This window comes from Neptunicoccus sediminis, from assembly GCF_001719615.1.
In the GTDB taxonomy this organism is placed as follows: Bacteria; Pseudomonadota; Alphaproteobacteria; order Rhodobacterales; family Rhodobacteraceae; genus Amylibacter; species Amylibacter sediminis.
The window spans coordinates 67204-91992 of sequence record NZ_MDVX01000004.1; the positions used below are offsets into that span (position 1 = coordinate 67204).

Consider the following 24789-nt stretch of genomic DNA (forward strand, 5'->3'; position numbering starts at 1 on the left):
TATTTCTGGACAGGACTGATCATGGATATTGTTCACATGCAAACCCTGATTGCCGTGGTTGAAGAGAGCAGTTTCACCGCCGCAGCAGCGCGGCTCGGAATTGCGAAATCCGTATGTTCGCGCCGGATCACCGATCTTGAAACCGATCTCGGGGCGCAACTGGTGAACCGCTCTACGCGCTCTGTGGTGCCAACGGATCTGGGGCGCGACTATTACCACAGTTGCCTTGATATTCTGGCGCGGATTGACGCCGCGAACGAGGCTGCAAAATGCAGCAGCGCCACTGTCAGCGGGCGGCTGCGCCTGTCCCTGCCAATCGCCTATACCGAGGCGGTGCTGGCCCCCAAACTGCAAGATTTCGCCTGCGCGCATGAAGAGGTTGAACTGGTTCTGCAACTGTCGGACAAGCGCGTGGACCTGATCTCTGAAGGGTTTGACGCGGCCGTACGGATTGGCCAGCTGGATGACAGCGGCTTGTTTGCTCGCAAGATCGGGGTGGCGCAGCTGATGTGCTGTGCCGCGCCGGCCTATATCGAACGTCACGGCATGCCGCGTAGTTTTGAGGCGCTATCGGATCACGAATGCTTGCGCTACAACAACCTGACGTCCGGGTCCGAATGGGTTGCGCAAAAGGATGGTCAAGAGGTGCGCAAGCGGATAACCGGGCGGTTCGCCAGCAATTCCGGCGCGTATAACCGCCGGCTTACAATTGCCGGATTTGGCATTTCTGTGCAGCCGGATTTCCTGATCGGAGATGCTTTTGAAACCGGCGAATTGGTACCGGTGCTGTCAGATTATCAGTTTCCGGCGGCGGATATAAATATCGTATATCCGCAAAAACGGAACATGCCTGCATCCCTGCGTGCGTTGATTGATCACTTGAAGGAAGGATGATTCGTTACCTTTCCCAGCGCTGCCAAAAACGTTGCCGCGCGTAAAGCTATTTTTTGGTTGATAGGTCAACCATATGAACTTAAACAAATAAAAAATCGCCCGCTTCCCTGTTAAAAATTGAGAACAAGCTATATAATTAAGGGACTGAAGGGTGCTGCTTGCAAACATTACCCGAAAGAAAGAAGAGAAATACCGAATGATTATCTGATATTTTGCTAGGGTGATAATAGATGGGACAAAAGGCACAGACTGTAAAAAAGGGGCGGGTGCTTTGGTATGATGCCAGTCGCGGCTACGGATTTGTCCGTCAGGCGGATACCGGTGCAAGCGTTTTTTTGACAAAAGATGCTTTGTCTGACTTTGGGCTGAGCGGTGTGCAAAGCGGTGCCGAAATCGACTACAGTGCTTTTGAGGGCGTAAATTCTTCCAGGGTTTCGTCGATCCGGAAACTCAAAGGGCTGCAAGCGCTCAGCTAATTTCTGTGCCAGTTTGAAGGGCACGCCATCGACGTGCCCGATCAATTAATATGATTACGTCTCGGATCAGCTGCCGCGCATGATCGCGGCGACACCGGTCCGGGCCACTTCGACCAGGCCGAGCGGACGCATCATCTCGACAAATGCGTCGATTTTCTCCGGCGCGCCGGTGATTTCAAACACAAAACTCTCCAGCGTGCTGTCCACAACATTGGCGCGGAACACTTCGGACGTGCGCATCGCCTCCACCCGCTTTTCCCCGACACCGTTCACTTTGATCAGCGCCAGCTCCCGTTCCACACTCGGGCCTTCAACGGTCAGGTCGTGTACTTCGTGGACCGGCACCAGACGGCCAAGCTGTGCCTTGATCTGTTCGATCACCTGCGGCGTTCCCGTGGTGACAACCGTGATCCGCGACAGATGCCCAGCGTGATCGGTTTCCGCCACGGTGAGGCTTTCGATATTGTAGCCCCGTCCCGAAAACAGGCCGATCACACGGGCCAGAACACCCGCTTCGTTATCCACCAGCACCGCTAGCGTGTGGGTTTCAATTTCGTCACCATAGGTGCTTCTTAGGTCATAGGCGCTCTTGCGGGAGGCGCCTTTCTTGATCCGGAGTGCGTTCATTGTTTTTTCCATTATTAGCGTTGAAGGGCAGGGCGCGGGTTAAACCATCACCGCGCCACCGGCTTCAATCGCGCCTTCGGTCGAGGCGTTGCCGAGGAGCATCTCGTTATGGGCTTTGCCCGACGGGATCATCGGGAAGCAGTTTTCGTGTTTTTCCACCAGACAGTCGAACAGAACCGGACCGTCATGGTTGATCATCTCAAGGATCGCATCGTCCAGATCATCGGGATCGGACACCTGAATACCCTTGGCGCCAAAGGCTTCGGCCAGTTTCACGAAATCGGGCAGGGATTCAGACCAGCTGCTGGAATAGCGTTCGCCGTGCAGAAGTTCCTGCCACTGTCGCACCATGCCAAGGCGTTCGTTGTTCAGGATGAACTGTTTCACCGGAAGGCGGTACTGCATGGCGGTGCCCATTTCCTGCATGTTCATCAGCCAGCTTGCTTCCCCCGCGATATTAATGACGAGTGATTCAGGATGCGCCATTTGCACCCCGATCGAGGCCGGAAAGCCATAGCCCATTGTGCCAAGCCCACCCGACGTCATCCAGCGGTTCGGATCGTTAAACCCAAGGAACTGTGCTGCCCACATCTGGTGCTGGCCCACTTCGGTGGTGATATAGCGGTCGTGATCCTTGGTCAGCGCCTCAAGCCGTTGCAGCGCATATTGCGGCTTGATGATCTTGCCTTCCTGTTTGAAGCCCAGACAATCTTTGGCGCGCCACTGGTTGATCTTGCCCCACCATTTGGTGATCGCCTCTGCTTCGGTCTTGCGGCCGCGGGATTTCCAGACTTTCATCAGATCTTCCAGAACATGCCCGATGTCCCCGATGATCGGCACATCCACATGGATCACCTTGTTGATGGAAGACGGGTCGATGTCGATATGAACCTTCTTGGAATTCGGGCTGAAGGCGTCCACCCGTCCGGTGATCCGGTCGTCAAACCGTGCGCCAACGCAGATCATCAGATCGCAGTCGTGCATGGTCATATTCGCCTCATAGGTGCCGTGCATCCCCAACATGCCGATCCATTTGTCACTGCTGGCCGGATACGCGCCCAGCCCCATCAGGGTAGAGGTTACAGGGAATTTCGTCGCATCCGCCAGCTCGCGCAGCAACATAGAGGCCGCCGGACCGGAGTTGATCACACCGCCACCGGAATAGATCACCGGCTTTTTCGCGGTCTCCATCAGCGCGGCCAGTTCGGTGATCTTGTCCATATCGCCTTTGACGCGCGGGTTGTAATGGCCTTTGTCCGCTTTTGCTGGTGCTACATAAGTCCCATTGGCAAACTGCACATCCTTCGGGATGTCGATCAGCACCGGACCGGGGCGGCCCGAGGTGGCGACATGAAACGCCTGATGCATGGTCTTGGCCAGCTCGTTCGTGTCCCGCACCAGCCAGTTGTGCTTGGTACAGGGGCGGGTGATGCCAACGGTATCTGCCTCCTGAAAGGCATCGTTGCCGATCATGAAGGTGGGCACCTGACCTGTAAGCACGATCATCGGAATGCTGTCCATCAGCGCATCGGTCATGCCGGTCACAGCGTTTGTCGCACCCGGACCGGAGGTCACAAGAACAACGCCGGGCTTGCCGGTGGATCGCGCATAGCCTTCGGCCGCGTGGGTCGCGCCCTGTTCGTGGCGCACCAGAACGTGGCGAATGTCGTTTTGCTGGAAGATTTCATCATAGATCGGCAGCACAGCGCCACCGGGGTATCCGAAGACTGTGTCCACACCCTGATCCTTCAGGGCTTTAACAACAATTTGGGCTCCACTCATCTGACGTGTCATTTTTCTTGCTCCAGCTTCACATCATAGGATCAGGCATAAAAAAACCCCCGTTCAGGGGGGCGCGCATGGGTGTAGGAACGATCGTTACCGTTTCCGCGCCATGCGCTACGTCACCACGACTAGAATATATGCCATTTCCGTTCTCATGGCGGTGACATTATGGAGGGTGGTTGGGAGGGTCAAGAGCTTTTGCCAAGAAAATGTCGTTTTAACGCCGGTTTTTGAAACATTCGGAAAACCGTTGGTGAATCCTCTGATGTTTGCAGCTGATCAAGGTGCCGTGCACAGGGCGAGAATCTGTTCCGGCGCCTTTTTGCATACCAATGCAGATTCGCAGGTCCCGCGCCGGAAAAACTGCCAAAAATTTTGGCATTGTCTGACACTATTTACCCGACCGTTTTGCCGGCATCTGGCCTCATGTCCTTAATTTACTGGCCCTAGGTTGGTTGGTTTGATTAATTGTTGCTTTTTTAATTACGTCCATTGCATTGTGGTCTGGCATACAGCGGATCGCTTGGGAGAGATTACCGATCCGTTAGAAAATGCGTAAAAAAGACAACATGGAGGAAATCTTTATATGGAACGACGTAAGTTTCTTACGAGTGCGGCGCTTGGTGCCGGTGCTGCGGCGCTGGCCAGCCCTGCGGTCGCGGCAAGCCACGCAAAACAACTGACAATCGTATCAACTTGGCCACGGGATTTTCCGGGTCTGGGTACATCTGCACAGCGTCTTGCCGAACGGATCGCCGTTCTGTCCAATGGCGCGTTCAACGTAGAGTATTTCGCAGCCGGCGAACGCGTTGGGGCCTTTGACTCCTTTGACGAAGTCGCTTCGGGCAACAGCCAGGCCTATATCGGCGCGGATTATTACTGGGGCGGCAAGCACCCTGCATTCAACTATTTCACCTCCGTTCCGTTCGGGATGTCCACACCGGAGTGGAACGCCTGGATCAAACACGCAGGCGGTCAGGCGTTGTGGGACAAACTGTCCGGCGAATTCGGTCTGAAAGCTATTGGTTGCGGCTCAACCGGCACACAGGCTGGCGGCTGGTTTAACAAGGAAATCAACTCTCCGGATGATTTCAACGGTCTGAAAATGCGTATTCCGGGCCTTGGCGGTCAGGTTCTGTCCAAAATGGGCGCATCGACTGTGTCACTGCCCGGCGGCCAGATCTACGAAAACCTTGTATCCGGTTCCATCGAAGCAACAGAATGGGTTGGTCCGTATAACGACTACTTCATGAAGTTCTACGAAGCGGCAAAATACTACTACACTGGTGGTATGCACGAGCCGGGCGGCGGCATCGCATTTGGTATGAACAAAGCATGGTGGGACGGTCTGTCCGACTATGAAAAAGCGATCATCGAAGCCGCTTGTGCCGAAGAACTGGCCTCTTCCCACGAAGAAGCCATCGCCAAGAACGGGGAATTCCTTGCCCGTCTGGTGGATGATCACGGCGTTCAGGTCCGTGCTTTCAATGACGATGTCTGGGATGCCTTCGGAGAGGCCGCCGCAGAGGTGTTTGAAGACGCCCGTGCGCACTCTGCCTTGGCGACAGAGGTGGATGACCACTTCCAGTCAACGCTGCGGGCGCAAGGCGCAATGCTTGCAGCCTTTGAAGGGACCTTCATCAACCAGCGTAACCGTGTTCTCGGCCTTATCTAAGGCACCTGAACATGCTGATCGGGGCGGGGCTTAACAGCCCCGCTCTTCCCCGTATCCAAACCAAATACAAAACACCGCGCATCAGAAGCGGGCAGGTTGACCGGATACTGGCAACACCAATACTTGATCCCGGGGGGGACATATGGCCGACGCAGAACAACCCGTCGTACTCCGCAAATATGGCAGGCCAGCGCCGCTGGTGCGTATGACAGGCTGGACGATACTCGCCTGTCTTGCAGCTTTTCTTATCAACAATATTCTTAACGTAGGCTATGGCTACGCCGGCGTGCTGGATCTTTTGCAGGGGCAGGGCGGCACGGTTGCGCTGGCCGTTTATGCCGTGCTTGTGGCGGGGGCGATCCTGTTTGTGCTGGCGACACGGGATGTGGCGCTGCGCTGGGATGCGGACCGCATTCACAAATTCAATCTCTACCTGATCCGCGTCTGTTTCTGGTCGGTACTGCTGGTGGGCATCGCGGATTCGCTTATTGCGATCCTGCGGGTGGAAAAGGGGCTGGACGTGTTCTTTAGCGAGGATACGGTGCGCTCTCTCGGGCTGTCGCGCTATGTGGGCAGCTATGTCCACCTGCCGCTGATCGGGCTGAGCTTTGTCATCGGGCTGTTTACCCGCACGCTCGGCTTTACGTGGCTGACCCTGATGATTGTGGCCTCCGAGTTGCTGATCGTGATCTCGCGGTTTGTGTTTTCCTATGAACAGGCGCTGATGGGCGATCTGGTGCGCTACTGGTATGCGGCCCTGTTCCTCTTTGCCTCGGCCTATACGCTCTATGAGGAAGGCCATGTGCGGGTTGACGTGCTGTACGCCGGTTTCACCAATAAAACACGGGGCTTTGTGAACGCATTCGGGTCCCTGTTTCTGGGAGCGGCGACCGCTTGGGTCATTCTTTACATCGGGCTGAACGGCAAACAATCCATCATCAATGCACCGCTTATGAATTTCGAGATCACCCAAACAGGGGGCGTTGGCATGTTTGTGAAATACCAGATGGCCGGATTTCTCGGGCTGTTTGCGATCACCATGCTGATCCAGTTTGTAAGCTATTTCTTCGAAGCAGTCGCTGACTACCGCAGCGAACCGGGCAAGCGCGAGCTTGCACCTGTGGCCCACTAAGGACCGAATAACATGGAAATTCTCTTTCTCGCCATACTGGTCCTGATCATGGCCACGGCCCTTGGCTCCGGTTATCCGGTGGCCTTTGCCCTACCGGGGGCGGCAATCATCACCATCGGCCTTGCTGCCGGTGCGGGTTATCTGTTTGACGGCAGCACGGACGCCTATTTCCACTCTGGCGGGCCGCAACAGTGGCTGTCTGCGGGGGTGACAAACCTGCGCGGCGTCTATTGGGAAGTCGAACGGGATACGCTGATCGCCATCCCGCTGTTCATCTTTATGGGCATCATGCTGCAACGCTCCAAAATTGCCGAAGACCTTCTGGTGACAATGGCCCAATTGTTCGGCCCGGTGCCGGGTGGTTTGGGGATTTCGGTGGTCTTTGTGGGCGCACTGCTGGCTGCGACAACAGGGATCGTGGGCGCGACTGTGGTGGCGATGGGGCTGATTTCCCTGCCGGCGATGCTGCGCAACAATTACTCTCCGTCGCTGGCAACTGGGACGATTGCTGCCTCTGGGACGCTGGGGCAGATTATTCCGCCTTCGATCGTTCTGATCATTCTTGCCGACCAGCTGGCCAGTGCGACCGACCAAGCCTCCACCGCGCGCAAAGCGCTGTATAAAGAAGCCACCGGCGAACTGTCGATGCCATCCGTCTTTGATGTGGCTTCCACCTCTGCCGGTGAAATGTTCCTCGGGGCGTTTATTCCCGGTCTGGTGCTGGTCGCGCTTTATATGCTCTATATCCTTGTCTATGCGATCCTGCGTCCGGCCTCGGCCCCTGCGGTGAAATATGCGGGCGAGTTCAATGCAGCGTTTTGGGCCAATGTGGCACTGACACTGATCCCACCACTCGCGCTGATCTTTCTGGTGCTCGGCTCCATCATTGCTGGTATCGCCACAGTGAACCAAGCGGGTGCCATTGGCGCTGCCGGTGCGATGATCATGGCGGGGTATCGACTGGCAGCAGGGCGCAAGACCACCTATGTGCCGGCCATTATCGCTATGGTGTCCCTTGGGGTAATTGCCTTTTGCCTGTCCAATTTCGAGATGAACATCAAAGGCATGCAAACCGAGAGCGACCGTCTGGGCGTGATGATCGGCCTTGCGGCCTCGGCTGCGCTGATTGTTTCGCTGATCTGGTCGGGCTGGCGCACGCTGAAAATTGACAACACGCTGCACGGGGTGATGCTGGAAACAGCGAAAACCACGTCGCTGGTGTTTATCATCCTTCTGGGCGCTGCGATGCTGACAGCCGCCTTCCGCGCCTTTGGCGGCGAGGAACTGGTGCGCGAGTTCCTGAACTCTCTGCCGGGCGGGTTCTGGACCCAGTTCATCATCGTGATGGCGGTGATCTTTGTGCTTGGCTTCTTCCTCGACTTCATCGAAATCGCGGTAGTGGTTGTGCCGATTGTCGCGCCGATCCTGCTGGCCGATCCCGAGGCGAATATCACGGCGGTCTGGCTTGGGGTGATGATCGGTCTGAACATCCAGACCTCGTTCCTGACACCGCCCTTCGGCTTTGCGCTGTTCTACTTGCGCGGGGTTGCGCCGGCGGCGGTGAAAACCGTGCAGATGTACAAAGGGGTTATCGCCTTTATTACGCTGCAACTGATCGCGCTGTTTATCGTCGGATTCTATCCGCCGCTGGTGAACTACCTTCCCAACCGGGTGAGCTATCTGTCGGAAACCTCTCCGCCGCCGCGCAATCCGAAACTGCAGTTCTGCATGGAGGAATATGTCGGTGAGGTTATCGCCAGCAGCAATGGAGCGGTGGAACAGGCCGTGCAAGAGGCTCAGGGGCTGAATTTCTCCATCCTGCCCAAGAAAATGGCGTTGGCGCTTGAAACCGACATCGCGGGTGCGCAGGATGCGCTGGAGGCCCTGCAAGCGGCGTTCGTGGCAGAGGCAGCGGTCACTGAGGCTGCATCGGAATACCGTCCGAGATTGCGTTTGGTACGTGGCATCGAAAAGGAAATCCGCCACCAGCAGGAAATCCTCGACAATGCCCAAAAACTGCTGAGCCGGTTGCAAGCGGATAACGCGGATCGTCGAGCCGAACTGGAAGCGGAAATCGCTGCGGCCGAGGCCGAAATCGCCAGATGGCAAGCGCAGGTTCCAGCGGAGTGGGAGGAAACCCACACCACATTTGCCAAACTGACCAAGGCAGAAAACGATGCGCGCAACAGTTATCGTCGCAAGGCGGATGCGGCTTATGAAACCGCAGCGGAAGCTCTGGAAGCAATGAACGGAACCGCGGCTTATCTGGCGCTGGAACAGGAGTTGCGGGATCTGCGGTCTGTCATTGCAACCGGTGAACCGCAAGAAACCGAAGGACAGGTGAATGATTTGTCCCGCAAGTTCTCTGAGATAGGTGCAACCGACGAGGTGCGATCTGCGCTCAGCAAGGCGCGGCGCAAACTGAAATCCCGCACACCGGATGTAGATGCCGCACTAGAGGAATACGCGGACGCGCTGGCGGCTTATGAAGCAGGCAAGGTCTGGCGCGATGCGGCAGAGGCCGAACTTCGGGTCGGTCTGGCGAGCTATCTTGATGCCATCCGAGGGACGCTCGGCACACGGGTGCAGCCCAAACTGAACCGCGAGCAGGCGCTTTATCTGGCCTCTTGTTCGGCACAGCACCGGGATATTTCCCTGAACTTCTAAAAGACCGGGGCGGTCCGATCGCCCCGTTTGAAATAGGAAATCCCCATTGGACCACAGGGTCCGGTGGGGATTTTTTTTGGTGGCGGGTGTTGCGGTTTTACGGGAAACAGTACTGTTTGAAAAAATACTAACTATACGATTAGGTTAGGTTTTTCCGTTTATCACCCTGCAAATATGAAGCGTCATACAAGACGCGTCATATATCACGCTTCATAAATGAAGCTTCATATATGAAGCGTCGAAATTGCAGGGTGATCGCGGGTAAAGCTGCCCTGCAAGGGTCAACCCGCACCGCTGATCGCCATAGCCCGCCGTCATCAGGAAGCGCGGGCGAAGCTGCATTTCAGAATTTGCTTACTCTGCTGGCACCAGATGGTTGATACCAACAGCGCCGCCCCGCGCCAGATCAGGATCAAGCGACATCAGGATATATTCCCCCCGTCGCCACAGCCCTGCCAGATCATCATAATGGCGGGACAGGAAATGCCCCGACTGGCCGGTAGAAATAATATAGACCGAGCTGTCCGGATCGGAGAAATCAATTACCGAACGGAACCCCGCAGCGTGAACATTCGCATAAGGCTCGGCCCCTGTGCCACTGGTTCGGGCCCGCATCAATGTCTGATCCCCGCCCGAGGTTTCCTGCCGGATGTTCGCAAACCACGACAGGATCGGCACCTCCCCGAGCACCTGATGGTCATGGTGGGCCTGATGCGCCTGACCCCAGCGCCAGCTGTCGATATGGGTACCGTATTTCTCGGTTAATTCCAGAATGGCCGCGTCAAGGGACAGGCGGGCGATGTCGGCGCAGGTCTCTACCTTTGTCGATTGTCGTATATCGCACCAGACGCTCGCATTTTCCACGTTGCGGTAAACCCGCTCCAGAAATACCGGATCGGGGCGGGGAAAGTGATCGGCAAGATTGGCCAGTTCATCGCGGATCAGCCGGTTTTGTAACTGGCGCATCCACGCAGTATAGATCAGCGGTTCGGGGATATGCTCGTCCATCTGGCCGTTCCATGCCGCCAGCATCTCCAACGCGATCTGGCGTTGGCGCTCCGCTGTGCCTGCGGGGGCGGATTCCCCTGTGAACCACAATTCCTTGGCCACCAGCGGCAGCAGCGAAACCGCCGCGAAAGACCCTGTGTCCAACTGCGCCTCAATGAAACTGTCCCGTGTGTGAACCTCGCGGTCGTTCATTAGCGAGGACAGCCGCAAGAACCGATAGGTATCGCCCCAGCGGTAAGAGACATGGCGGGGGAAGGGTTCATCAGTGATCTTGTTATTGGTATTGGCCACAATGCCGCTGGCGGGATCGCGCACGCTGGGGTTATCCTCATAGGGCAGATAGCTGTTCCAGCGGTTCTCCGGCAGCCACCCCTGCGAAGGATAGCGCCCCTGACTGCGGTGCTTGGGATCGCGGGCGGGTTGCTTGCCAACCATCTGCAACATCACACCATTACGGTCTGCGAGGGTCACATTCTGGCTTGGTGATTTGAAAAACGACAGGGCGGCCCGCGCCGCTGGCACAGATTTCGCGCGCATCAAATTGATCGCAGCGGTCATCGACTGGTCATTCGCCTCCAGCGCGGCCCATCGGATACTGGTTACATGGCCGGGCGGCGTGATAGAGCCAAGATCATAGTGGCTTGGCGGGATCACCGGCCCGTTTTCCGTCCAGCGCAATTCTACCGTGCGCGGTGCCTGATCCTTGATCCGCATCAGAACCTGTTGTGTGCGGAACGGTTTGTAGCCGTCAGGCGTCAGATATTCATCCGGATTATCGGGATTGAGCCGCTCTACATAGACATCCAGATCATCAAGCGTGCTGGTGGTCAGCCCCCAACCCAGCGCCGCAGAGCGGCCAGACAGGATCAGCGGCATACCGGGAATGGACCCGCCAATCACACCGCCGTCCGGAAACTCCATCCGCGCCAGCATCCAGATGGACGGGGCGGACAGCGCCAGATGGGGATCATTGGCAAGGATCGGCGCACCCGTGGCCGACCGCGAGCTGGCAGCCGCCCATGCGTTGCTGGCCCCTGCCATATCAAAGGGTGCCACCGGATCGAGCGGATGTTGCGGCGCAACTGCCGCAAATTGCGTCGGGGGCGTTTCAAACAGATCGGCATATTCCGGCAGCGCCACGCGGCCTTGTCCCGGTGCATCGGGCAGGATGTCGCGCACCCTGTCTTTACCCACCGCAAGTGTAACTTGTGCGCGTACGACCTCGTTGCGCAGATGCCCCGACAGTTGCAGCGCCATCACCCGCAGGATCGACAGGCTGTCGGCGGGGGTCCAGGGCTCTATCTCCGGCGAAAACAGGAAAAACTCCGGAGCGCCACGGCCCAAAGCATCCTTTTGCACCACGCCAAGCCAGGCATTCACGCCCGCAGAATAGGCCCGCAGCGCTGCTTTGACTTCTTCTGTTTGATAGGCAAAGGACGCGCGGGACAGTTCGGCCAGATCCAGACGACGCACGAAATCGTCGATCTTTGCTGTCTCGGCGCCGAAGAGTTCGCTCAGCCGGCCCTGCGCTGTGCGCCGCAGCATGGTCATCTGCCACAGACGGTCCTGCGCATGGGCGAATCCCAGCCCGAAATAGACATCCTCGGACTGATCTGCGAAAATATGGGGGACATTGTTGGTGTCGCGCACAATTTCCACTGGTCCCTGAAGCCCGCGCAACCGGAAGCTTGCATCGTAATCGGGCAGGGAGCGGGTCGCGAAATAGTAAATAAGCGAGAGAACAACTGCGATGATCAGGACGAGTCCCAGAAATCCCCGCAGCAACCAGCGAAACGCAACAGCCATATAATCCTCGTATCTTGACCCGTTGGACGTAACAGTCCAAACCCGAACTGACAATATAAGCCCGCCCGGGAACAGGCGGAAATCAACACCTGCGTTGCATGCAGATGACGATAGAATAACGGGAGAATGGATTATGGCGAAACTGGCATTTCTGGGCATGGGCGTGATGGGATACCCGATGGCGGGGCATCTGGCCGCCAAGGGCCATGCGGTAACGGTCTACAACCGGACTGCGGCGAAAGCCGAGGCTTGGGTCAAGGAACATGGTGGCCGATCCGCCGGAACACCGCGTGCGGCCGCAGAAGGGGCCGAAGTGGTTTTTGCCTGTGTCGGAAACGATGATGACTTGCGCTCCGTAGTGCTCGGTGACGATGGCGCGCTGGCGGGAATGTCAGCGGGTACTGTGTTTGTCGACCACACCACAACCTCTGCCATTGTGGCGCGGGAACTGGCCGAGGCTGCCGACGGTCACGACATCGGGTTCATCGACGCACCCGTCTCAGGTGGGCAGGCCGGCGCTGAAAACGGCGCGCTGACGGTGATGTGTGGCGGTGATGCCGACACCTACGCCCGCGTTGAAGCGTATATCAACTGTTTCGCCAAATCCTGTCGTCTGATGGGCGCACAAGGAGCAGGGCAACTGACCAAGATGGTGAACCAGATATGCATTGCAGGTCTGGTACAAGGGCTGAGCGAAGGCATGCATTTTGCCCAGAAAGCCGGTCTTGACGGAGAGGCGGTTCTCGATGTGATCTCCAAGGGGGCGGCAGGAAGCTGGCAGATGGAGAACCGCGGCCACACCATGTTGAAGGATGAATTCGAGTTCGGTTTCGCGGTGGACTGGATGCGAAAGGATCTGGGGATTGTGTTGGAAGAAGGCAACGCCAATGGCGCGAGCCTGCCTGTCACAGCACTTGTGGACCAGTTCTATCACGATGTTCAAAAGATGGGCGGCGGGCGCTGGGATACTTCCAGCCTGATGCGGCGTCTGAAATAGGGATCTGGAAATAGGGTGCCTGAAAGCAGACAGGCCGGGGCGCTGCCCCGGACCCCGGGATAGTTGGCCAAAAAGAGCCGCTTTGCTGCAACGCAGCGATAGCGTTTGACCTTTGGTGTGGTTTCTGTGCATAAGGGCGCGAATGGGCCCTTTGGCCCGCAACCGCGCCGGACTTTCATTTGATCGCCCCTGCGCATCATATGAAAAGAGAATTGCGTGAATTTCACCGACCTCGGCTTGTCTACGCCGATCCTTAAAACGTTGTCTAACAGCAACTATTCCACCCCCACCCCTATTCAGGCACAGGCCATTCCTGCCATTATGGATGGCAAGGACCTGATTGGTCTGGCCCAGACCGGTACTGGCAAAACGGCTGCGTTTTCCCTGCCGATCCTGCATCGCCTCTCTGCCACCAAACCTGCCGAACCACGCAAACTGCGGGCGCTGATTCTTGCGCCGACGCGGGAACTCGCGACTCAGATCAACGATGCGATCTGGACCTATTCCAAAGGTCTCGGGCTGAAAAGCGCCTTTGTTATTGGCGGTGTTCCAATCCGCAAGCAACAGCGCCAGCTGGCACAGGGGATTAATATTCTTGTGGCGACACCGGGTCGTTTGGAAGACCTGATTGCGCAGAAATCCGTGACACTAAAGCATATCGAAACGGTTGTGCTTGATGAGGCGGACCAGATGCTCGACATCGGGTTCATGCCTGCGATCCGCCGTTTGCTGTCCCTGACGCCGAAATCCCGTCAGACGCTGTTGTTTTCTGCCACCATGCCCAAAGAAATTGCGGCTCTGGCCGAGGACCACCTGTCTGATCCGATCGAAGTCTCGGTAACGCCTGTCTCCTCCACAGCGGAGCGGATTGAGCAATCCGTGGTGCATATGGATGCCTCAGCCAAGCCGACGGCGATTTTCAAGCTGATCCAGAAACATCCCGGCAAGCGGATCATCGTCTTTACCCGGACCAAACGGGGTGCGGATAAAGTGGCCAAGAAGTTGGGTGTCGAAGGGATCGGCGCGGATGCGATCCACGGCAACAAATCCCAAGGCCAGCGCCAGCGTGCGCTGGATGCCTTCCGCAAGGGGGACAAGCCGGTTCTGATCGCCACCGACATTGCTGCGCGCGGCATTGATATTCGGGACGTGGAACTGGTGGTGAACTATGATCTGCCACAGGTGCCCGAAGCCTATGTCCACCGGATCGGGCGTACGGCGCGGGCCGGAGCCTCTGGTTTTGCGGTGACATTCTGTTCACCGGAGGAGCAAAAGCTGCTGCGCGGTATCGAAAAGATCATCAAGAAATCCATTCCGGCGAGCATGGCGGACGGTTCGCCTGCGCCGGTGATGGATGCACCACGGGGCAAACCAGCAGGCGGTGCCCGTCGCGGCAATGGCGGCGGTCGTGGCCGTGGTCCTGCGAAATCCGGAGATGCGGGTGAGGGTGGAAACCCCAACAAACGCCCCTGGCACAAGCGGCGCAGCGCCAACAGCGAAGGCACAGGCGCCCCGAAAGGCAAACGCCCCAGACGCAGCAAAGCATCCGGAGCGCAGGCCGCGTCCTGATAAAAGGGCCGGGGGTTTACTCGGCCTTTGGCAGAACCTCATAGCGCAGCCCTGCGGCTGTGCGGTTGGGGAAACCTGTCCAATAAGTGTGATCTTCCTTGAAGCTCCCGTCTTCGTTTGCGGACCAGACGCCATCTTTGGCGTTTGGCTCCAGCGACAGATAGGGTTCCATATCCCCATCTTTCCCGAGATATTTGCCAAGCCATGCGGTCACGAAATGCTGCGCGATGTTGTTCATCCGCGCCGTATCCCAGACCGGATCGGCATAGTGATCAAAGGCGGCAAAGCCCAGGTCCGCATCCACCTCGCGGCCTTCTTGCGGGGCGGGGTAAGGGGCGGCGGCATTGTGATTGGCGTTCTCGAATGTCAAAAGTGCGCGGTCCACATTTACTGCGCCTTGCCAGATAGAGCGCACGCCCGGATCGTAGCCTGACACATCATCAACAGAACCGGCGATGAACAACATCGGGATTTGCACGCCTTTCAGGGTTTCCGCATCCCAAAAGCCGTAGGTCAGCCCCCAAGGGGCAAAAGCCACCGCGGTTTTGAAGCGCGGATCGGGCAGGGCGTTGTGGGTTTCAGAGCCTGACAGATGCACACCAAGCGTGCCGTGCGGACCGCCCCAAGCGTAATCCACCGCAGCCTGTGTGACACCGCCACCCGCAGAAATCACCGCGCCGTAGCCGCCCATTGAATAGCCGATCAGCGCACTGTTATCCGTATCTGCCAGACCAGAGAGGAACCCCTCACTGCCTTCGGACAGGGCGGCAATCTGGTTCAGCACGAATTTCTGGTCCAAAGAGCGGTTCACAAGCGTCGAGCCAAAGGCTGCCTTGTTGGAATAGGTGCTGTCCGTATGATCCACCGACGCCACAACATAGCCTTTAGAGGCGATATTTTCCGCCAGATGGGACAGAAGGAACCGGTTTCCCGGATAGCCGTGGCTGATCAGAACAAACGGATAGGTTCCATCTGCGGGGGCAGCGTCCCGCATCGCCTGTCCGTGTAGTTCTACCACGGTTTTGCCATCGCGGATTTCAGCCTGCAGCACTGTGTCGCCACTGGCATCATCTGCGGCGGGATACCAGACCTCAACCGTAAGATCGCGGTCATAGCGGGGCATCTCGCCGGGTTTGTCCGCAGCCGGATCAATCGCCAGAATGTTGATCTGGTCGGGGTTGGTCATTTCCAGTTGGCGGACGCCGACCTTGTGGCTGCCATAGGCTGCCAGTGCCGGTGCGTCGGGTCGTTGTGTGTCGATGCGGTTTTCCGCCATTGCGGAGGGTCCTCCCAGAACTGCGGCGGCGGCAAGTACCACCCCGAGGCTCGTCTTGTTCATTTTCATGGTCTTCTCCCTTGTGTGCCCGCTTATTACCTGCGGATGTATACTCTTTATTTACACAGTGCCGGTAAGCTTGGGGCGGAGATGGCCCATCGTCCAGAAGTTTGTATAAAAACCTAGCGTCGGGTCTTTTACAGCAGGGATTTTCTGCGTATCAGGGCACAAGCTGCTTAACCGAAGGATTGCTGCCATGCCTGTGGAATTTGACCCTGCCCGTGACTTGAAAATTGCACCCTCGATCCTCTCGGCGGATTTTGCCCGTTTGGGCGAAGAGGTCCGCGCGATTGAGGAACAGGGCTGTGACTGGGTACATATCGACGTGATGGACGGGCATTTCGTGCCCAATATCACCATCGGTCCGGATGTGGTCGCCGCGCTGCGCCCCCATTGCAAAACGGTGATGGATTGTCACCTGATGATCTCGCCCGCCGATCCCTATCTTGAGGCCTTTGCCAAGGCCGGGGCGGATATAATCACCATTCACGCCGAAGCCGGCCCGCATCTGGACCGCTCTTTGCAGTATATCCGCTCGCTTGGTTGTAAGACGGGTGTTGCGCTGAATCCCTCCACCCCGGAGAGCGTGATTGAATACTGTCTCGACAAGATCGACCTGATCCTTGTGATGACCGTGAACCCCGGTTTTGGCGGTCAGAAATTCCTGCACAGCCAGTTGCCCAAGATGGAGCGGGTGCGCAAGATGATCGGGGACCGTCCGATCTGGCTGGAAATTGACGGCGGCGTAACGCCGGAGACCGCGCCACTGGCCCGTGCTGCGGGTGTGGATGCGATGGTTGCCGGTTCCGCAGTCTTCAAGGGCGGTACACCGCAGCACTACCGCGAAAACATCTCTGCGATCCGCAAATCCTGCGGTTAAACTGGTTTAAGTTTGGTGGTTAACAAGCTGAAAAGGCGCGGTTTTCTCGCCTTTTTCAATATGTGCCAAGGCTGGCGATCAGCCCGAAAGCAATCAGCCACATCACGATGCCGATTCCAATGTCGAGCACCCGCCATGTGGCAGCAGTTTGCATGACTGGCGCCAGCAGGCGGGCACCATAACCAAGCCCGAAGAAAAAGCTGAAAGATGCCAGTGCCGCAGCGATCCCGAAGGCCCATTTTTCGGCCGCCGGTTCAAACTGCGTGCTGACCGCACCGATCAGGCCAAGCGTGTCGAGATAGACATGGGGGTTGAGCCACGTGCAGGCGAAAACCACACCAAGGGCAGGCCACAGGTCAAGCCCTTTGCCAGAGAGTTCCATTTCGTAATCCCCGCGCCATGCGGCGAGAAAACGGGTGGCCCCGTAGAACAGCAGGAAAGCGGCGCCGAATAGGGACAGAAAAAAGGGCAGGCGGGGGAAATATTCCACCATAGCGCCAAAGCCGGCCACGCCCGCGGTAATGAGAAGCGCATCGGACACGGCGCAAAACAGGCAGATGAGAAAGACATGGCTGCGCAACAGGCCCTGACGCAGAACAAAAGCATTCTGCGCACCGATCGCAAGGATCAGGGAAAAAGCTGTGAAATAGCCGGTGATCGCAGCCGCGAGCATCAGCTGTGCTTGACCTTGACGGATTGGGCGCGACCGGCGGCAATTTCGTCCTTGCTGGGCGGCATGACCAGCCCCGCAGAGATCACCAGCTTGGCTGCGGCTTCCACATCCATATCCAGATACACCACATCTTCGGTCGGAACGAACAACAGGAACCCCGACGTCGGGTTCGGCGTGGTGGGCAGGAATACCGACATCATCGACTCCTGTCCGGTTTTGGTCAGTATCTCTCCCTTTGAAGAGGTGGAAACAAAGGCGATGGCCCAGATGCCCTTGCGGGGGTATTCCACCAGACAGGCTTTCTCAAAGCTGGCGTTGGACTGGTTCAGGATGGTTTCGACGATCTGTTTCACACCGTTATAGATCGTGCGAACAATCGGCATGCGATCCACAAGACTTTCGATGTATTTCAGAAGCTGGCGGCCGAACAATCCCTTAAGGCTGGCACCAACCACTGTGGTGAAGGCCAGAAACACGATCACCCCATAGCCGCGCCATTCGTTTGAAGGTTTATAGGCTTCGGGCACCAACGGCAGCACGCGGCTGTCCACAAAGCCGACGAAAGCCCAGATCATCCAGATGGTTAGGGCCACCGGCAGCACAATGGCCAGTCCGGTCAGAAAATTACCCCGCACCCTGACAAACAGGCCGGGACGCTTGCGCCGTGGAGTATTGGGTTTTCGGGCCATGGGTCAATCGCTCTATAATACGGGAGACTGTCTAGGACGTCTGCGGCGGGGGTGCAATCCCGCTATGGGGTTTGAGTATTTCCGGAACATTGAAGCGCTAAGGGGATCAGGACTGCTCCGTGTCAAGCGCATCGACATAGGGTTTGAGTTTTGCAGTCTCTTCCCAGCGGGATCTGCGGGAGCGGAAGGCGGCTGTGTCGGCCTGATCTTGCAGAAACTCCGGTGCAAATTCCGCGCAAAATTCGGTGAGGTCATTTTGCAGGAAAGCCTCGATCCGGTCCCAGAACGCGTCTTCGCTGATGGCGGCATTGTGTTTTGCCCAGAACGGATCAAGCGGCGCGGTCAATTCATAAAGCGCATCCTCGCGGGAGTTGGCGTAATCCTCATCCCAGTCAAGGTCCAGTTTGATGCAGTCGAGCAGATAGTCAAAAATCGCCTGCGCGTCCGCCCTGCGTGGTTTGAATGTCCCAAGCGTCTGGCGTAAATGGGGTTCGCTGATCACCATATAGGCAAGCGCCCGTTCCGAGATGTCCTTGCTCGTCTGTGCCTTGCGCAGCAGATCGACAGAGAGTTTCCCCTCTTCAAGCGCGGACTCAATCCGGGTGATCAGCGAAGTGGCCATTATACGTCTTTCAGAGCGCGGGCGATGTTTGCGCCAAGGGCTGCGTTGTTTTTGACCAATGCGATGTTGGATTTCAGCGACTTGCCTTCGGTCAGTTCCACAATGCGCCCCAGAAGGAACGGTGTGACCTGTTTCGCGCCGATGTTCTGGGCTTCCGCCTCGGCCACCGCCTGTGCAATGATGGGGTTGAGGTAATCCGCGTCGATTTCGGCGTCTTTCGGGATCGGATTGGCGACGAGCTGGCCGCCCTGCAGGCCGAGCTTGGCGCGCATTTTATGGGCTTTGGCGATTTCGGCTGCACCATCCATGCGCAGCGGCGCGGCTAGGCCGGAAACGCGGGACCAGAAGGCGGGAAAGTCATCGCTTTGATAGCCGATCACCGGCACCCCGTTGGTTTCCAGCACTTCGAGCGTTTTGGGCAGGTCAAGGATCGCCTTGGCGCCGGCACAAACCACCGTGACAGCCGTTTGGGACAGTTCTGTCAGGTCGGCACTGATGTCAAAGCTGGTTTCAGCCCCTTTGTGAACACCGCCGATGCCGCCGGTTGCAAAGACATCAATCCCTGCCAGTTCAGCGCAGATCATGGTTGCGGCCACAGTTGTAGCACCTGTGCGCCCGTTGGCGACGGCCACTGCCAGATCCGCGCGGGAGAGCTTCATCACGTCTTTGGCTTGTGCGAGGTTTTCCAGCGTGTCTGCTTCCAGACCGATGTGGATTGCGTGGTCAATGATCGCGATTGTGGCAGGGACTGCGCCATTGTCGCGAACCACCTGTTCTACCTCTTGTGCGGTTTCAAGATTGGCCGGATAGGGCATCCCGTGGGTGATGATCGTGCTTTCCAGAGCCACGACGGGTGCACCGTCAGCGATGGCTTTGCTGACTTCGGCGGAATAGACGAGGGGAAGGGTCAAAGCGGAGTCTCCGTAGATATATAAGTAGAAGTATAGCCGAGCGCGAAGTCGAGCGCATCCGCCCCCGACAATCCACGGTTTTCGGCAACGATATGGCTGGCCATGAACACATCTCCGGCCCCTGTGACCCGCAGAACCTTAACTGCTGGCGGGGTTTGGGACAGAACGCCCGTAGCATCTGCCACAGCCGCCGGGTTCGGGCCATCGGTTACAACAGCGCGGTAGAGGCCGGTTGCCGCCAGTTGGCGTGCGGCGTCTGCGGCGCTGTCGAGTTTGGTGTCAAGCAGGATATTCGCCTCAATCAAATTGACATAGGCTGTGGCGTGCTTGTGGCCGACAAAGGGTTTCAACCGCTCTGCCTTGCCCGGAGAAGCCGGTGCGAGGCGGATGTCTGCGGCGCGAAACTCGGCGGCGGTGCTGATATAGTCCAGAGTCGCGCGGGGCAGGTTGCCTTCACAGACCACCAGCCCGTCGAAGGGATCCTGCGCCGTGCCCAGCCGCCCGTCAGCCAGTGGCGCAATCACCGCATCGGCCTGTCCTTCCAGCGAATGGGCATCTGCAATTGCGGCGATCAGCCCGTTGCGCCCTTCAATGGCCATATACTGATCTGTGGGGTAGGTTTTGGAGACATGCACAAAGGCGGTTTCCATCCCCCGTGCCGTGGCTTCCATCAACAGTTCGCGACCGGCGGAATCATCGCCCAAAGCGGTCAGCAGCGACACAGGCACATCATGGGCGCGCAGGGCCATTGCGATATTCATCGCCACGCCACCGGGAATACGGATGATACGGCCGGGCACATCATGCCCCGCTTTCATCACACGATCAGAGCGGCCAACAATGTCCCAGAGAACGGAACCGATACAAAGAATAGGAGCAAGGGGTGTCATGGCGCCCTTTTGATCTGTAGGGTGCAAACTGGCAAGTGAAAACAGCAGCCAAATGTGCCGAATACGCGCTGTTCGGGGTGGTGTTTTGTCACCATAGCGGGATAATCACCGGATTGCCGCGAAATATCGCAGTTTTGGCCGGAAACCCCGTGCAATAGCGTGGGAAACCCCTTGCCAAGCGTAAATATGCCCCCTATAGCGACCTCACTTAAATCCACAGGCGGGGTCTGCGGGTTTTGGGGGAGACATCCCCAAAGCTCCAACCGGTTGGAACGGCAGGTGCCATTCCTTCTCCCGCTGAGGCTAAACCGGAAAAGGAAATTCCAATGGCTCTTCCCGAGTTCACATTGCGTCAACTGCTTGAAGCAGGCGTACACTTCGGCCACCAGACACACCGCTGGAACCCACGCATGGGTCAGTACATCTATGGTCAGCGTAACGGCATCCACATTCTCGACCTGACACAGACTGTTCCTCTGCTGGACCAGGCCCTGCAAGTCACACGGGACACAGTTGCCAAGGGCGGCCGTATCCTGTTCGTGGGCACCAAACGTCAGGCTGCAAACGCTGTTGCCGAAGCTGCCGAGCGTTCCGCACAATACTACATGAACCACCGCTGGTTGGGTGGCACGCTGACAAACTGGCAAACAGTTTCCAAGCGTATCGCGCACCTTAAAGACATCGACGAAAAGCTGGAAAGCGGTGCTGAAGGCCTGACCAAGAAAGAACGTCTTGGCATGGAACGCGAGCAGACAAAACTGCAAGCCTCCTTGGGTGGTGTGCGCGAAATGGGCGGTGTTCCTGACCTGATCGTTGTGATCGACACCAACAAAGAATCCCTTGCGGTTCAGGAAGCCAACAAACTGGGCATCCCTGTGATTGCGGTTCTGGACTCCAATTCTGCACCTGAAAACATCGACTACCCGATCCCGGGCAACGACGATGCGGCCCGTGCAATTGCGCTTTACACCGACCTGATTGCCCGTGCGGCACTGGACGGCATGGCAGCGGCTATGGGGTCTGCGGGCATCGACATCGGTTCCCTGGAAGACGCGCCTGCTGAAGAAGCTGTCGCAGAAGCCTGATCGGCTTTCACAATACTGATACCTCGGGGGTGTAAACGCACCCCCGACTCTTACCGCATTTAGGAGAGATGAAGATGGCTATCACAGCTGCACTCGTTAAAGAACTGCGCGAAAAATCCGGCGCAGGCATGATGGACGCGAAAAAAGCCCTGACAGAAACCGACGGCGACATGGAAGCCGCAATGGACTGGCTGCGCACCAAAGGTCTGGCAACCGCGGCCAAGAAATCCGGTCGTACAGCGGCTGAAGGTCTGGTTGGCGTCAAAGTTGAAGGCGGCGTTGGTGTTGCGGTTGAAGTGAACGCGGAAACCGACTTTGTTGGTAAAAACGCCGACTTCCAGAAAATGGTAAACGGCATCGTTGCCGCCGCTGTTTCCGTGGACGACGTTGAAGCTCTGAAATCCGCTGACATGGGTGGCAAGTCTGTAACGGACGTTGTGACCGATGCGATCGCTACAATCGGTGAAAACATGTCTGTGCGCCGCATGGCCAAAGTGTCCGGCGATGTTGTCGGCTCTTACATCCACGCAGCGGCTGCGGACGGTCTGGGCAAAATCGGTGTTCTGGTTGCACTGAAAGGCGGCGATGAGTCTTTCGCCAAACAGGTTGCCATGCACGTTGCTGCGACCAACCCTGCTTCCCTGTCCGAAGAGGATCTGGACCCTGCCGTGATCGAGCGTGAGAAAAACGTTCTGACCGAGCAAGCCCGTGAGTCCGGCAAGCCTGAAAATATCATTGAAAGCATGATCAAGGGCCGGATGAAGAAGTTCTACTCTGAAGTGACCCTGAACAATCAGGCATTCGTGATCAATCCTGACGTAACCGTTGGTCAGGCTGCCAAAGACGCCGGTGCGGAAATCGTATCTTTCGTGCGTTTGGAAGTTGGCGAAGGCATTGAGAAAAAAGAAGAAGACTTTGCAGCGGAAGTTGCAAAAACAATGGGCGGCTAATCCCGCTACATTGACTGTTTTTGAAAGCCCTGCCATCTGGCGGGGCTTTTTTTTGGTAAAATTTTTGAGGGTAAAGCAGGTCCGGAGTGTTTTGAACCGGGAAGAACGACCCTCCGGACCTGTAAGTCAAACTGCTTTCGCGTTTGGCTAAGATCACTGTCCCATTTTTCGATTGTAAAATAAGTGAGTTCTGTCACACATTCCGCATTAATTTTGCTGCACATCAGAAAAGGGTAGGGCGGAATGGCACGGACTGGCGGAGAATTGTTGATCAAATGTCTTTTGGAACAGGGCGTTGATACGGCTTTCGGGGTTCCGGGGGAAAGCTATCTGGCGGTTCTCGATGCGCTTTATGATGTGCAAAACCAGATGCGGCTGATCACCACGCGCCATGAAAGCGGCGCATCTTTTGCGGCTGAAGCTTACGGCAAGCTGACCAATAAACCGGGAATTTGCTTTGTGACACGCGGTCCGGGCGCGACCAATGCCTCTATCGGGGTGCACACCGCCATGCAGGACAGCACGCCGATGATCCTGTTCGTCGGGCAGATCGGGCGCGATATGCGCGACCGCGAAGCCTTTCAGGAAGTAGACTACCGCGCGTTTTTCGGGCCGATTGCAAAATGGGCGACCGAGGTCGATAACGCCGATCGTATCCCCGAAATCGTCGCCCGTGCGTTCCAGATGGCGACATCCGGGCGGCCGGGTCCGGTTGTGGTGGCTTTGCCCGAAGACATGCTGACGGATATGACCGACGCGCAACCCTGCAAGCCGGTGAAACCTTTCCATCCTGCGCCTGATCCTGCCGCGGTTCAGGCTGCGGCGGATGTGTTGAACAGCGCCAAAACGCCGCTGATGATCGTTGGCGGTGGCGGCTGGACACAACAGGGCAGGGACGCCCTGTCCGAATTTGCCCAGAAAACCTCTATTCCTGTCGCCTCTGTGTTTCGCAGTCAGGACCTGATCGACAACCGCGGCCCGAACTTTATCGGTGATGCGGGGTTTGGCATGGCACCCCATATCCGCGAGGCCATTTCACAGGCGGATGTTATTCTAGCTGTGAACATCCGTTTTGGCGAAACCGTGACAGACGGTTGGACCTTGTTGGATGTGCCCAATGCGAAGCAGAAGATCATTCACAGCCATATCTCGGCGGATGAAATCGGCAAGATCTACCAACCAGATGTGGCCGTGCAATCTGCGCCACATGCCTTTATAACGGCGCTAAATCCATTGGTAACAGCGACCTATGAGGATTACTTAAAGCAAATCCAACCCAAATATCTTGCAACGCTGACACCCAAACCGGCCAAAGGTCCGGTTGACATGGCCAAGGTCTGCGAACATCTGCGCAAGGTTCTGGACGACGATGTTGTCCTGACCAACGGCGCGGGCAATTTTGCAATTTGGTCCGGTCGCTACATCCAGTATCACGGCGACAAGCGGCTTCTTGGACCGCAATCCGGTGCGATGGGTGCCGGTCTGCCAGCGGCACTGGCGGCCAAGGCTGTCGATCCAAAACGACAGGTCGTCTGTTTCGCTGGCGATGGCGATTTCCAAATGTCTTCCCAAGAACTTGGCACCATGCTGCAATACGGGCTGCAACCGATCATTCTGTTGCTGAACAACGGTATGTACGGCACAATCCGGCTGCATCAGGAACGCCGCTATGAAGGCCGGCCCAGTGGCACAGAGATCATCAATCCCGATTTTACCCAGCTTGCCAAAGCCTATGGGTTCTGGAGCCAGCGCGTTGAAAAAACAGAAGACTTCGCTGAAGCCTTCGCCACAGCATCAACGAAATCCTCCGGAGCGCTGATCGAGTTGATGATTGATCCCGACGACATTGCACCGAATGTGATCCTCAACACATAGTCCATAAATCCTAATAAATCGTTTCTCTGGCATAAATTAATGTCAGAGAAACAAGCCTTTCGTCCATGCACATTGTAATATTAACATAATATTCATTATGCGTTTATTTCGCGTGGAAAGGTGGATTCACAAACGAAGTGCAAATTCTGTACGAATACAGAGAGTTGCATGGAGTATGAAGAATGGGAACCCACTACTGTCACCTGAAGCTGGACGAACGACGCAAGCTTGCAAAGTGGCTG

At 56.9% G+C, this 24789-nt stretch carries 20 protein-coding genes; 11 read left to right on the forward strand and 9 right to left on the reverse strand.

From position 1 onward, the window contains the following. The first annotated feature begins 21 nt into the window (after nt 1–21). Both BFV97_RS08800 and BFV97_RS08805 read left to right on the forward strand, forming a co-directional pair. Nucleotides 22–894, forward strand: a complete 873-nt coding sequence (locus BFV97_RS08800) for a LysR family transcriptional regulator (RefSeq protein WP_157888299.1) — start codon at nt 22–24, stop codon at nt 892–894. 230 nt (nt 895–1124) lie between these two features. Beyond that, a complete protein-coding gene (locus BFV97_RS08805) occupies nt 1125–1370 on the forward strand; it encodes a cold-shock protein (protein WP_069299996.1) in 246 nt (81 codons plus the stop codon). Between the two features lie 66 nt (nt 1371–1436). Here the strand turns inward: BFV97_RS08805 and ilvN are convergent, their stop codons facing one another. After that, nucleotides 1437–1997 (reverse strand): acetolactate synthase small subunit, encoded by a 561-nt coding sequence (ilvN, locus tag BFV97_RS08810; protein WP_069299997.1) that lies wholly within the window; start codon nt 1995–1997, stop codon nt 1437–1439. Nucleotides 1998–2036: 39 nt separating this feature from the next. After that, on the reverse strand, nt 2037–3791 hold the full coding sequence (locus tag BFV97_RS08815) for an acetolactate synthase 3 large subunit (RefSeq protein WP_069299998.1): 1755 nt from the start codon (nt 3789–3791) through the stop codon (nt 2037–2039). A 577-nt stretch (nt 3792–4368) separates the two neighbouring features. Here BFV97_RS08815 and BFV97_RS08820 point away from each other — a divergent pair. The 3 genes from BFV97_RS08820 (at nt 4369) to BFV97_RS08830 (ending at nt 9256) form a co-directional block, all read left to right on the forward strand. Then, complete coding sequence (locus tag BFV97_RS08820) at nt 4369–5457, forward strand: TRAP transporter substrate-binding protein (RefSeq protein ID WP_069299999.1); 1089 nt, start codon at nt 4369–4371, stop codon at nt 5455–5457. Between the two features lie 142 nt (nt 5458–5599). Then, on the forward strand, nt 5600–6589 hold the full coding sequence (locus tag BFV97_RS08825; RefSeq protein ID WP_069300000.1) for a TRAP transporter small permease subunit: 990 nt from the start codon (nt 5600–5602) through the stop codon (nt 6587–6589). A 12-nt stretch (nt 6590–6601) separates the two neighbouring features. Then, complete coding sequence (locus BFV97_RS08830; protein ID WP_069300001.1) at nt 6602–9256, forward strand: TRAP transporter large permease; 2655 nt, start codon at nt 6602–6604, stop codon at nt 9254–9256. Nucleotides 9257–9610: 354 nt separating this feature from the next. Here the strand turns inward: BFV97_RS08830 and BFV97_RS08835 are convergent, their stop codons facing one another. Next, nucleotides 9611–12070 (reverse strand): penicillin acylase family protein, encoded by a 2460-nt coding sequence (locus BFV97_RS08835; protein WP_069300002.1) that lies wholly within the window; start codon nt 12068–12070, stop codon nt 9611–9613. Nucleotides 12071–12185: 115 nt separating this feature from the next. Between BFV97_RS08835 and BFV97_RS08840 the strand changes: the two genes are divergently transcribed. Beyond that, nucleotides 12186–13067: an NAD(P)-dependent oxidoreductase gene (locus BFV97_RS08840; RefSeq protein ID WP_281200946.1), complete on the forward strand. Its 882-nt coding sequence runs from the start codon at nt 12186–12188 to the stop codon at nt 13065–13067. Nucleotides 13068–13283: 216 nt separating this feature from the next. After that, nucleotides 13284–14636: a DEAD/DEAH box helicase gene (locus BFV97_RS08845; protein WP_069300004.1), complete on the forward strand. Its 1353-nt coding sequence runs from the start codon at nt 13284–13286 to the stop codon at nt 14634–14636. A 16-nt stretch (nt 14637–14652) separates the two neighbouring features. Here the strand turns inward: BFV97_RS08845 and BFV97_RS08850 are convergent, their stop codons facing one another. Beyond that, complete coding sequence (locus BFV97_RS08850; RefSeq protein WP_245667669.1) at nt 14653–15981, reverse strand: alpha/beta hydrolase family protein; 1329 nt, start codon at nt 15979–15981, stop codon at nt 14653–14655. A 187-nt stretch (nt 15982–16168) separates the two neighbouring features. Between BFV97_RS08850 and rpe the strand changes: the two genes are divergently transcribed. Beyond that, on the forward strand, nt 16169–16852 hold the full coding sequence (rpe, locus tag BFV97_RS08855) for a ribulose-phosphate 3-epimerase (protein WP_172827909.1): 684 nt from the start codon (nt 16169–16171) through the stop codon (nt 16850–16852). Nucleotides 16853–16907: 55 nt separating this feature from the next. Here rpe and BFV97_RS08860 read toward each other — a convergent pair whose 3' ends face one another. The 5 genes from BFV97_RS08860 to BFV97_RS08880 all read right to left on the reverse strand — a co-directional run bounded on the left by BFV97_RS08860 (nt 16908) and on the right by BFV97_RS08880 (nt 20637). Then, entirely contained in the window at nt 16908–17525 is a 618-nt protein-coding gene (locus BFV97_RS08860; protein WP_069300005.1) for a LysE/ArgO family amino acid transporter, read from the reverse strand. After that, entirely contained in the window at nt 17525–18214 is a 690-nt protein-coding gene (locus tag BFV97_RS08865) for a DUF502 domain-containing protein (protein ID WP_069300006.1), read from the reverse strand. The genes BFV97_RS08860 and BFV97_RS08865 overlap by 1 nt, the downstream gene beginning before the upstream one ends. 106 nt (nt 18215–18320) lie before the next feature. Further along, complete coding sequence (locus BFV97_RS08870; RefSeq protein WP_069300007.1) at nt 18321–18836, reverse strand: hypothetical protein; 516 nt, start codon at nt 18834–18836, stop codon at nt 18321–18323. Then, nucleotides 18836–19747 (reverse strand): pseudouridine-5'-phosphate glycosidase, encoded by a 912-nt coding sequence (locus tag BFV97_RS08875; RefSeq protein ID WP_069300008.1) that lies wholly within the window; start codon nt 19745–19747, stop codon nt 18836–18838. Before BFV97_RS08875 ends, BFV97_RS08870 begins: the two co-directional genes overlap by 1 nt. After that, nucleotides 19744–20637, reverse strand: coding sequence for a PfkB family carbohydrate kinase (locus BFV97_RS08880; protein WP_069300009.1), 894 nt, complete (start codon nt 20635–20637; stop codon nt 19744–19746). The genes BFV97_RS08875 and BFV97_RS08880 overlap by 4 nt, the downstream gene beginning before the upstream one ends. A 326-nt stretch (nt 20638–20963) precedes the next feature. Between BFV97_RS08880 and rpsB the strand changes: the two genes are divergently transcribed. The 3 genes from rpsB (at nt 20964) to BFV97_RS08895 (ending at nt 24547) form a co-directional block, all read left to right on the forward strand. Continuing rightward, complete coding sequence (gene rpsB, locus BFV97_RS08885) at nt 20964–21722, forward strand: 30S ribosomal protein S2 (protein ID WP_069300010.1); 759 nt, start codon at nt 20964–20966, stop codon at nt 21720–21722. Nucleotides 21723–21796: 74 nt separating this feature from the next. After that, nucleotides 21797–22672: a translation elongation factor Ts gene (gene tsf / locus BFV97_RS08890; protein ID WP_069300018.1), complete on the forward strand. Its 876-nt coding sequence runs from the start codon at nt 21797–21799 to the stop codon at nt 22670–22672. 243 nt (nt 22673–22915) lie between these two features. Continuing rightward, a complete protein-coding gene (locus tag BFV97_RS08895) occupies nt 22916–24547 on the forward strand; it encodes a thiamine pyrophosphate-binding protein (RefSeq protein ID WP_069300011.1) in 1632 nt (543 codons plus the stop codon). Nucleotides 24548–24789: the final 242 nt, after the last annotated feature.